Here is a 359-nt window from a genome sequence, read left to right on the forward strand (position 1 = left end):
CTCCAAGAGCCGCGACGTGAAGGCCGCGCAGCAGGTCGAGGTCTCCTACGGCGACGGCGTCCTGCGCATCGAGACCCCGCAGGCGAAGAACCGGATCCTGGGACACAACGGATCCGTCGAGGTGACCGTCCAGCTGCCCACCGGCTCCAGCGTCCACGCCACGTCGGGCGCCGCCGAGTTCCGCGGCGTCGGACGCCTCGGCGACGTCACCTTCGAAGGCGGCCACCACACCGTCAAGCTCGACGAGACCGCGAGCGCCAGCCTCACCGCCCACGACGGCGACATCACCGTCGGCCGCCTCGGCGGCCCCGCCGAGATCAGCACCCAGCGAGGCGACATCCGCATCACCCAGGCCACCG

Annotated in this window: 1 pseudogene; it reads left to right on the forward strand. The window is 71.9% G+C overall.

What is annotated here, in order from left to right:
* A pseudogene (locus IG99_RS43715) lies at nt 1-359 on the forward strand (DUF4097 family beta strand repeat-containing protein); the annotation flags it as partial.

Origin of the sequence: Streptomyces griseus subsp. griseus, assembly GCF_000720255.1 — a bacterium.
Lineage (GTDB): Bacteria > Actinomycetota > Actinomycetes > Streptomycetales > Streptomycetaceae > Streptomyces > Streptomyces griseus_I.